This is a genomic window from Janthinobacterium woesei (assembly GCF_051380875.1).
Lineage (GTDB): Bacteria > Pseudomonadota > Gammaproteobacteria > Burkholderiales > Burkholderiaceae_D > Janthinobacterium.
Genome location: NZ_JBNYXW010000026.1, coordinates 45,798 through 54,386, shown reverse-complemented (window position 1 = coordinate 54,386; position 8,589 = coordinate 45,798). Strand labels below are relative to the sequence as shown.

The following is an 8,589-nucleotide window of genomic DNA, read 5'->3' as shown; positions in this document are numbered from 1 at the left end:
CAAAATCCGTGCTCGACGCCAGTTGGTCGATGTTCCGAACCATGCTGCATTACAAAAGCGATGACGCTGGCGTGTGGTTCGAGGAAGTCAACGAAGCTTATTCAACCCAAACCTGTTTTGCCTGCGACGCACGCAGCGGCCCGAGAGGGCTGCAAGGTCTTGGAATAAGAGAGTGGAGCTGCTCGAACTGCGGTGCAGTGCATGACCGCGACGTCAACTCGGCAAATATCATTCTCGCGCGCGGACATGCGCGTCTCGCAGGAGGAATCCCCTTCCTTTCCGCCTAAGCGGCAGCCGCAAGGCTGAGGTGGGGGAGGATATCAAACTCTACATCCCCCGTTGTGCTGCGTTCATATGCGAAAAACGCATATCAAACGGCAAAACGCTTCGTTCTCTTTGCGGCCGATGCGCCGTAATCTGGTGGCTCTGAAAGTTCAACCACTGGGGATCTTAGATGCTGTCGAAAAAAATCATCATTGCCGCCGCCATCAGCGCGTTTGCCGTCCTGCAAACCGCGCAAGCTGCCGATATCACCCTGCTCAATGTGTCGTATGACCCGACGCGCGAGCTGTACCAGGATGTGAATACGGCGTTTGCCAAGGAGTGGAAAGGCAAGACGGGCGACAACGTCAAGATCAAGCAATCGCACGGCGGTTCCGGCAAGCAGGCGCGCGCCGTCATCGACGGCCTGGAAGCGGACATCGTCACCCTGGCGCTGGCCTACGACATCGACGCGCTGGCCGAGCGCAAGCTGCTGGCCGCCGACTGGCAAAAGAAATTGACGCACAACAGCTCGCCTTACACCTCGACCATCGTCTTCCTCGTGCGCAAGGGCAATCCGAAAGGCATCAAGGACTGGAATGACCTGATCAAGCCGGGCGTGTCCGTCATCACGCCGAACCCGAAAACCTCGGGCGGCGCCCGCTGGAACCATTTGGCAGCCTGGGGCTACGCGCTGCGCCAACCGGGCGGCAATGACGCCAAGGCCAAGGATTTCCTCGGCAAGCTGTACAAGAACGTACCGGTGCTCGATTCCGGTGCCCGTGGCGCCACCACCACCTTCGTCGAACGTGGCATCGGCGACGTGCTGATTGCCTGGGAAAACGAAGCCTACCTGGCTGTCAAGGAACTGGGCCCGACCAAGTTTGACATCATCACCCCGTCCGTCAGCATCCTGGCCGAGCCGCCGGTCGCCGTCATCGATAAATTTGCCGATAAGCATGGTACGCGCAAGGTGGCCGAGGCTTACCTGAACTACCTGTACACGGACGAAGCGCAAGACATCATTGCCAAGAATTACTACCGTCCGGCAACGGAAAAGGCTGCGAAGAAATACGCATCGCAGTTCGCCAAGGTCAATCTGTTCACCATCGAGCAAGTTGCCGGCGGCTGGACGGCCGCACAAAAGGCGCACTTTGCTGATGGCGGCATCTTCGACCAGATCTATCAGCCTAAGTAATCTTAGGTAAGCTCGACCGGCGGGCGGCAACGCTGGCCGGAACGCATGACGAAAGGAAGCATCATGGCGCTGCGCAGCTTTTCCGATTATCGTGTACTGATCGTGCCGGGCTTGCATAACAGCGGCCCCGAGCATTGGCAGAGCCGCTGGCAGCGCCTGTATCCGCAATTCGAAAGAGTCGAGCAGGACGACTGGGCCAAGGCGGACCTGGCCACCTGGTCGGCGCGGCTGGACCGGGTGCGGCGGCAAGAGTCGCGTCCGACACTGATCGTCGCCCACAGCTTCGGCTGCCTGGCAACAGCGCACAGCCTGGCGCGCGACCCGCATGGCGTGGCCGGCGTGCTGCTGGTGGGGCCGGCCGATCCGGACAAGTTCGGCGTGGCGAAAGCCTTGCCGCAGAAACGTCTGCCTTGCCCCGGCATCCTGATCGCCAGCCAGACGGACCCGTGGATGACGGCCGAGCACGCCACGCAGTGGGCGCGGCGCTGGAATTGCAAATACATCGATGGCGGCGCCTTGGGCCACATCAACGGGGAATCGGGCCTGGGCGACTGGATTGATGGCCAGGCGCAATTGCAGGCGCTGTTTGATCTGGCGCAAAATGAACGCCGCCAACGTCAGGCAGCCTGATTGTCTGGCGATGCACTACACTCAAGTTCTATCCACTACCTGTTGAGGAGATCACGATGACCTTACGCCTGGGCGATGTCGCCCCTGATTTTGAACAAGACAGCTCGATCGGCACGCTCAAGTTCCACGAGTGGGCCGGCAATTCCTGGGTGGTGCTGTTTTCCCACCCGGCCGACTTTACCCCCGTGTGCACCACGGAACTGGGCTTGACGGCCAAGCTCAAGCCGGAATTCGACAAACGCAACGTGAAGGCCATCGCCCTGTCCGTGGACGCGGCCGAGTCGCACAAGCGCTGGATCAAGGATATCGAAGAGACGCAAAACACGGTAGTGGGCTTTCCCATCATCGCCGACGTCGACAAGAAAGTGGCCGTGCTGTACGACATGATCCACCCGGAACAGTCCGTCACCGCCACCGTGCGCTCCGTGTTCCTCATCGATCCGAACAAGAAAGTACGCCTGATCCTCACGTATCCGCTCAGTACGGGCCGCAACTTCGATGAAATCTTGCGCGTCATCGACGCCCTGCAATTGACGGATGGCTACACGGTGGCCACGCCCGGCAACTGGAAAGATGGCGACGACGTCATCATTCCCCTCACCGTGCAAGATCCGGAGGTGATCGAGCAGAAATATCCGAAGGGGTTTACGGCAGCCAAACCGTATCTGCGCTTGACGCCACAGCCCAACAAGTAAGAGCACCGAAAAAACGTCCATGGCGTTGTTGCATTGCCTCGCCGTACATTCGTACTGTCTTCGGCAACGCGCCTAGCCCTGAACGTTTTATTCGGCACTCTTTGCTCCCTCAAAAACGCACCTCGCCGGTGCGTTTTTTTCGCCCGGCGATTCCCCGCTCAAGTATGCAAAATTCATCTAAGCAAATGAGAAATGGTTAGTTCTTTTTATAACGATTGCATGTGAATATTGCACCCTGTTAGTCGAAAATGTAATAAGAAGGAGTTTTTCTATGTCTGCAGCATCAGCAGCGTCAACCTCGGCAGTGCCGTTCAAGGCGCGCGGAGCGCCGTTTCGCGTCATGCCAGGGTTTAAGTTGTCACTGGGCTTTACCATTTTCTACCTGGCGCTGATCGTCCTGATCCCGCTGTCGGCGGTGTTCCTGAAAACCTTCACCATGACATGGGAGGCCTTCTTCAATGCCGTCACATCCGAGCGCGTGATGGCGTCGTACCGCCTGACCTTTGGCGCGTCGCTGATCGCCGCCTTTTTGAATGTGATATTTGGCGGCATCCTGGCTTGGGTGCTGGTGCGCTACAAGTTCCCTGGCAAGCGCATCATCGACGCGCTGGTCGATTTGCCGTTCGCCTTGCCGACGGCCGTGGCCGGCATCACGCTGACGGCGCTGTACTCGTCGAACGGCTGGTTCGGCCAGTTCATCGAAGGCGTGCTGGGCATCAAGGTGGCGTTCACGCCGCTGGGCGTAGTGGTGGCGCTGACCTTCATCGGCTTGCCGTTTGTCGTGCGCACCGTGCAACCGGTGCTGGAAGACGCGGAAAAGGAACTGGAAGAGGCCGCTGCCAGCCTGGGCGCCAATTCGCTGCAAACTTTCCTGCGCGTCATCTTCCCCACGATCCTGCCGTCCCTGTTGACGGGCTTTGCGCTGGCCTTTGCCCGCGCCACGGGCGAATACGGCTCCGTAATCTTTATCGCCGGCAACATGCCGATGATCTCGGAAATCACGCCGCTGTTCATTATTACCAAGCTGGAGCAATACGATTACGCTGGCGCCACGGCCATTGCCGTGGTGATGCTGGTGGCGTCCTTCCTGCTGTTGTTGACGATTAACCTGCTGCAAGCATGGACGCGCGGAAAGGCGAAGAAATCATGAGTACGAATGTTAGCCCCGCCTCTGCTGTTGCCAAGGTGGAAGATGCGCTGCCGAAAGCGCGCCGCTTCGAACCGAATGTCGGCCCCGTCGTGCTCGAACCGCTGTGGGTGCGCACCGTCCTGATCACCATCGCTTTGCTGTTCCTGACGGCTTTCCTGATCGTGCCGCTGGTGGCCGTATTTGCCGAAGCGTTCAAGAAGGGCTGGGAAGCGTATATCGCCGCCATCATCGATCCGGACGCGATTTCCGCCATTAAATTGACCCTGATTACGGCCGCCATCGCCGTGCCGCTGAACCTGGTATTCGGCGTGGCCGCTTCGTGGTGCATCGCCAAGTTCGAGTTTCGCGGCAAGAGCATCCTGCTGACCCTGATCGACTTGCCGTTTTCCGTCTCGCCCGTCATTTCCGGCCTGATCTATGTGCTGATGTTTGGCGCCCAGGGCTGGTTCGGTCCGTGGTTGCAGGAACACGACATCAAGATCCTGTTTGCCGTGCCCGGCATCGTGCTGGCGACCATCTTCATTACCTTCCCGTTTGTTGCGCGCGAATTGATACCGCTGATGCAGTCGCAGGGCAGCGAAGAGGAAGAGGCGGCGCTGGTGCTGGGCGCGTCGGGCTGGAATACGTTCCGCCGCGTGACTTTACCGAATATCAAATGGGGCTTGCTGTACGGCGTGATCCTATGCAATGCCCGCGCCATGGGCGAGTTCGGCGCCGTCTCGGTGGTCTCCGGCCATATCCGCGGCGAAACCAACACCATGCCGCTGCAAGTGGAGATTCTGTACAACGAGTACAACTTCGCCGCCGCGTTTGCCGTCGCCTCGCTGCTGGCCCTGCTCGCCCTGGTGACCCTGGCCTTGAAAGCCTTCATTGAGTGGCGTTTGAACGAGAGCGACGCCGACGATTCCGCCTTACGTTCCACGGAGCACTGATCATGACTATCGCAGTTAAAAACATCCACAAGCGTTTCGGCGATTTCGTCGCCCTCGACAATGTCTCGCTGGATTTTCCCGCCGGCGAACTGACGGCCCTGCTGGGGCCATCGGGTTGCGGCAAGACAACCTTGCTGCGAATTATTGCTGGCCTGGAACATCCGGACAGCGGCCAGGTGCTGCTGGACGCGGAAGATGCGTCGAACCGCCACGTGCGCGAACGGCAAGTGGGCTTCGTGTTCCAGCATTACGCGCTGTTCAAGCACATGACCGTGTTTGAAAACGTGGCCTTTGGCTTGCGCGTGAAGTCGCGCAGCGAGCGCCCGTCGGAAGACCAGATCCGCCGCAAGGTGAAAGATTTGCTCGAATTGGTACAGCTGGACTGGCTGGCCGACCGCTATCCGCCGCAACTGTCGGGCGGACAGCGCCAGCGCATCGCCCTGGCGCGCGCCTTGGCTGTCGAGCCGCGCGTGCTGCTGCTCGACGAGCCGTTCGGCGCGCTCGACGCCAAGGTGCGCAAGGAATTGCGCCGCTGGCTGCGCCGCCTGCATGACGACTTGCATGTCACCAGTATTTTCGTCACGCATGACCAGGAAGAGGCGCTGGAAGTGGCCGACCAGGTGGTGCTGATGAACAAGGGTACCGTGGAGCAACTCGGATCCCCCGAGCAAGTCTACAACCACCCGGCCTCGCCCTTCGTGTATGGCTTCCTGGGCAACGTCAACCTGTTCCACGGCCGCGTGCATGACGGCGTGATGGCCACCGGCGACGCCAGCTTCGAGGTGCCCGACTATGCAGGCGTGAGCGACAGCAAGGGCACGGCCTATGTACGTCCGCACGACCTGGAAATCGACCGCTACACGCCGGGCGCGGAAGGCATCGTGGTCAAGCTGAGCCGCGCGCATGCGATCGGCCCGCTGGCCCAGCTGGACTTGCAGCGTGTGGATAACAGCGAACTGATCGAAGCGGTGATGTCGAACGAGCGCTTCAGCCATTTGCAGCTGAAGGAAGGCGAGACGTTAGTTGTCCGCCCGAAACGCCTGCACGTCTTCGTCGAACCCACAGCACGAACTTAATACTGGAATGCCATGAACTTTCAACAACTGCGCTCGATCCGCGAAGCGGCGCGCCGCGGCTACAACCTGACCGAGGTGGCCAACGCCCTGTTCACGTCGCAGCCGGGCGTGAGTCGGCAAATCCGCGAACTCGAAGATGAGCTGGGCGTGGTCATTTTTGAGCGCAACGGCAAGCGCCTGACGGGCTTGACGGAGCCGGGCAAGGGCATACTGAAGATCGTCGACCGCCTGTTGATCGAGGCGGAAAACCTGCAGCAGGCCAGCCTGGAATACAGCGGCCAGACCAGCGGCACCTTGTCCGTGGCGGCCACGCACACCCAGGCGCGCTATGCGCTGCCGAAAGTGGTGCAAAGTTTCCGCGCCGCCTTTCCCGACGTGCGTATTGCGCTACAACAAAGCGCGCCCGAACATATCGCCGAATGGGTGTTGTCGGGCAAGACGGACATCGGCATCGCCACGGAAGGCCTGAGCCAGTTCCCGGACCTGGTGTCGTTCCCGTGCTACCGCTGGAGCCATCTGATTGTCGTGCCGGACGGCCACCCGCTGCTGGAGCACTCGCCGATCCGCCTGGAAGACCTGGCCAAGTATCCGCTGATTACCTATGACAAGGGTTTCACGGGACGCGGCCATATCGACGACGCGTTCGCCAAGGCGGGCGTGGCCACCGACATCATCTTGACGGCCATGGATTCGGATGTCATCAAGCAATACGTGGCGCTGGGGCTGGGCGTGGGCATCGTCGCCTCGATGGCGTTCGACCATGGCCGCGACAAGGGCTTGCGCGCCGTGGAAGCGTCGCATTTGTTTGCCACCAACACGACGCGCCTGGCCGTGCGCCGCGGCGCCTACCTGCGCGCGTATGCCTACGAATTCATCCTGCAACTGGCGCCGGACCTGACGCGCGCAGACATCGACCGCGCCATGGCTGGCGAGGGAGCCCTTTAACTATTTATTCGCCAGCGCGGCCCGCTGCGCGCGCGTCAGGCTGGCGACGGCGCGCGTGTGGGAATCCTGCACCAGTTCCAGCAGATAATCGGCCGGGAAGCGTGCCACGTCAACGACAGTCACCCAGTGAAAGCGGCCCATGTAGCGGGCCGGTTTCACGCCGGGCATGTCCGTCAATTCAATGAAACGCTCCGCGCTGACGCGCAGGCTGAAACGCCACTGCTCGGGCGTGCTGGTTTTAAAGTAGGCAAATTTCTTGCCACTCACTTCATAGACGAGGATATTCGACGGCGGGCCGTACGGCACGGCCTGCGCACCGGGCTGGGCCGCGCAATAATCTTTCACCTCATCGCTTGTCATGCGTCAACCGCCACGTAGCCTTGCGTGGCATGATCGAAGGCGAAAGCCGAGCCGGCGGGCGCATCGAGCAGTATCCACATGCGCTCGGCGCCGGGCGCTTGCGGGTCGTCGCTGTGGAAGGCGAAGATCAGCTTGACCACGTCGCCGGGGCGCACCTGGGCGATGGCCTCGGGCGGTGATTTATAGAAGGTATAGGGGTGGCGCGCGGCCAGTTCGGCAGCGTCGGCCAGGTGCCAGCTGGGCATGGTGGTCCGTTGTCAAGGTAAGTACGTTCCATGGTAGCCGATTGCACGCCTGAAAGCACACCGCGCGCAGCCCTTAATATGGCTATTTCCCCTCTCAGGCAAGGGCAGGCATGACTGGCGCTGCCCCTCAACGATGGCCAGCGCATCGCGCAGATCGGCGTTGGCACCTGGCTGCTCGGCCGCGCAAATAATGCTGGGCTGGCATGTATGGCACGGCTTGGTGGCGATCCCGCTAGCAAACTGGAATGGTAGTTTGAGCAGTCTCGCCATGTGCTGATCTGCAACAGCTGCGCGGCCGGCCTCGACACCTGGCTGCAGCCGCATGGACCACGCTCTTGGCATAGCCTGTCCCACCGATAAACAGCAGGGAGATTGGAAATGCCAATGATGAAGAGAGTTTATTTTATTGCATTATAATTTTAAAAATGATATCTTTTGTCTTGTCGCAAAAAAAATAATAAATATACAATTTAATTTCAATATTGAACAATAAGCCAGGGGAAAAATATGAACATGATTAAACATGTGGTATTGGGACTTTGCCTCAGCGCGTCGGCCTGCCTGGCACCGTTGGCCAGCGCGGCCACCTGGGTCCAGATCAACGATCCAGCCATGGCCGGCTTTTTGGTCGGCAGCAAGACCGTTACCTATGGCACCGTCGCAGCCGATTCCGTATGGGTCTATGACGGCGACAATGTGGTGCAGAGCCCAGCGGCCATCAAGAATCTGATCGTCAGCCAGTTTGGCTTGTCATCCAGTGCAGCGGCTTCCCTGACGCTGGTCGATAAAGGCGGCTTGAACGGCAATAAGCCCAGCTCCGCTAGCATCGACAAAAGCTTCGACTACCTGGCCATTCATTACAACAAGGGAGAATTGCTGTTCCACTGGGATACCCTTGTTGCTGCGAATACCGTGTTTTCTCTGAATAATTTAACCGGCGCCGACTACCGCGCCTACAGCTCGGTATCGGCCGTGCCGGAACCGGCCACCTACGGCATGCTATTGATGGGACTGGGCCTGCTGGGCTTCATGGCCCGCCGCCGCCGCAGTTGAGCCTGATGCGCCGCTGGGCGTAATGCCAGAAAAAAAGCCCGGAA

Annotated in this window: 11 protein-coding genes; 9 read left to right on the top strand and 2 right to left on the bottom strand. The window is 59.8% G+C overall.

Features of this window, described 5'->3' with window-relative positions; translation table 11 throughout:
- The 8 genes from ACQ4W6_RS24480 to ACQ4W6_RS24445 form a co-directional block, all read left to right on the top strand.
- A partial coding sequence (locus ACQ4W6_RS24480) for a zinc ribbon domain-containing protein (RefSeq protein WP_436569767.1) occupies positions 1-287 on the top strand: 287 nt, incomplete at its 5' end.
- Positions 288-454: 167 nt separating this feature from the next.
- Entirely contained in the window at positions 455-1,459 is a 1,005-nt protein-coding gene (locus ACQ4W6_RS24475; RefSeq protein WP_436569766.1) for a sulfate ABC transporter substrate-binding protein, read from the top strand.
- 63 nt (positions 1,460-1,522) lie between these two features.
- Positions 1,523-2,089, top strand: coding sequence for an RBBP9/YdeN family alpha/beta hydrolase (locus ACQ4W6_RS24470; protein WP_436569769.1), 567 nt, complete (start codon positions 1,523-1,525; stop codon positions 2,087-2,089).
- Between the two features lie 56 nt (positions 2,090-2,145).
- The gene (locus tag ACQ4W6_RS24465; RefSeq protein ID WP_436569765.1) at positions 2,146-2,784 is read left to right on the top strand and encodes a peroxiredoxin; all 639 of its coding nucleotides are present in this window, start codon (positions 2,146-2,148) and stop codon (positions 2,782-2,784) included.
- Positions 2,785-3,055: 271 nt separating this feature from the next.
- The gene (gene cysT / locus ACQ4W6_RS24460; RefSeq protein ID WP_436569764.1) at positions 3,056-3,934 is read left to right on the top strand and encodes a sulfate ABC transporter permease subunit CysT; all 879 of its coding nucleotides are present in this window, start codon (positions 3,056-3,058) and stop codon (positions 3,932-3,934) included.
- The gene (cysW, locus tag ACQ4W6_RS24455; protein WP_436569763.1) at positions 3,931-4,866 is read left to right on the top strand and encodes a sulfate ABC transporter permease subunit CysW; all 936 of its coding nucleotides are present in this window, start codon (positions 3,931-3,933) and stop codon (positions 4,864-4,866) included. Before cysT ends, cysW begins: the two co-directional genes overlap by 4 nt.
- A 2-nt stretch (positions 4,867-4,868) precedes the next feature.
- Positions 4,869-5,942 carry a sulfate/molybdate ABC transporter ATP-binding protein gene (locus tag ACQ4W6_RS24450; RefSeq protein ID WP_436569762.1) on the top strand — a complete coding sequence of 358 codons (1,074 nt, stop codon included), beginning with the start codon at positions 4,869-4,871 and terminating at the stop codon, positions 5,940-5,942.
- A 12-nt stretch (positions 5,943-5,954) separates the two neighbouring features.
- Positions 5,955-6,887, top strand: coding sequence for a CysB family HTH-type transcriptional regulator (locus ACQ4W6_RS24445; protein WP_436569761.1), 933 nt, complete (start codon positions 5,955-5,957; stop codon positions 6,885-6,887).
- Here the strand turns inward: ACQ4W6_RS24445 and ACQ4W6_RS24440 are convergent, their stop codons facing one another.
- Together ACQ4W6_RS24440 and ACQ4W6_RS24435 are read right to left on the bottom strand one after the other, a co-directional pair.
- The gene (locus ACQ4W6_RS24440; protein ID WP_436569760.1) at positions 6,888-7,247 is read right to left on the bottom strand and encodes an MmcQ/YjbR family DNA-binding protein; all 360 of its coding nucleotides are present in this window, start codon (positions 7,245-7,247) and stop codon (positions 6,888-6,890) included.
- Positions 7,244-7,492: a hypothetical protein gene (locus tag ACQ4W6_RS24435; RefSeq protein ID WP_436569759.1), complete on the bottom strand. Its 249-nt coding sequence runs from the start codon at positions 7,490-7,492 to the stop codon at positions 7,244-7,246. Before ACQ4W6_RS24435 ends, ACQ4W6_RS24440 begins: the two co-directional genes overlap by 4 nt.
- A gap of 507 nt (positions 7,493-7,999) precedes the next feature.
- Between ACQ4W6_RS24435 and ACQ4W6_RS24430 the strand changes: the two genes are divergently transcribed.
- Positions 8,000-8,545 carry an FxDxF family PEP-CTERM protein gene (locus tag ACQ4W6_RS24430; protein ID WP_436569758.1) on the top strand — a complete coding sequence of 182 codons (546 nt, stop codon included), beginning with the start codon at positions 8,000-8,002 and terminating at the stop codon, positions 8,543-8,545.
- Positions 8,546-8,589: the final 44 nt, after the last annotated feature.

Excerpts from the sequence above, each read along its gene's own strand:
- ACQ4W6_RS24475 (WP_436569766.1), top strand. The coding sequence starts at position 455 with ATGCTGTCGAAAAAAATCATCATTGCCGCCGCCATCAGCGCGTTTGCC.
- ACQ4W6_RS24470 (WP_436569769.1), top strand. The coding sequence starts at position 1,523 with ATGGCGCTGCGCAGCTTTTCCGATTATCGTGTACTGATCGTGCCGGGC.
- ACQ4W6_RS24465 (WP_436569765.1), top strand. The coding sequence starts at position 2,146 with ATGACCTTACGCCTGGGCGATGTCGCCCCTGATTTTGAACAAGACAGC.
- cysT (WP_436569764.1), top strand. The coding sequence starts at position 3,056 with ATGTCTGCAGCATCAGCAGCGTCAACCTCGGCAGTGCCGTTCAAGGCG.
- cysW (WP_436569763.1), top strand. The coding sequence starts at position 3,931 with ATGAGTACGAATGTTAGCCCCGCCTCTGCTGTTGCCAAGGTGGAAGAT.
- ACQ4W6_RS24450 (WP_436569762.1), top strand. The coding sequence starts at position 4,869 with ATGACTATCGCAGTTAAAAACATCCACAAGCGTTTCGGCGATTTCGTC.
- ACQ4W6_RS24445 (WP_436569761.1), top strand. The coding sequence starts at position 5,955 with ATGAACTTTCAACAACTGCGCTCGATCCGCGAAGCGGCGCGCCGCGGC.
- ACQ4W6_RS24440 (WP_436569760.1), bottom strand. The coding sequence starts at position 7,247 with ATGACAAGCGATGAGGTGAAAGATTATTGCGCGGCCCAGCCCGGTGCG.
- ACQ4W6_RS24435 (WP_436569759.1), bottom strand. The coding sequence starts at position 7,492 with ATGCCCAGCTGGCACCTGGCCGACGCTGCCGAACTGGCCGCGCGCCAC.
- ACQ4W6_RS24430 (WP_436569758.1), top strand. The coding sequence starts at position 8,000 with ATGAACATGATTAAACATGTGGTATTGGGACTTTGCCTCAGCGCGTCG.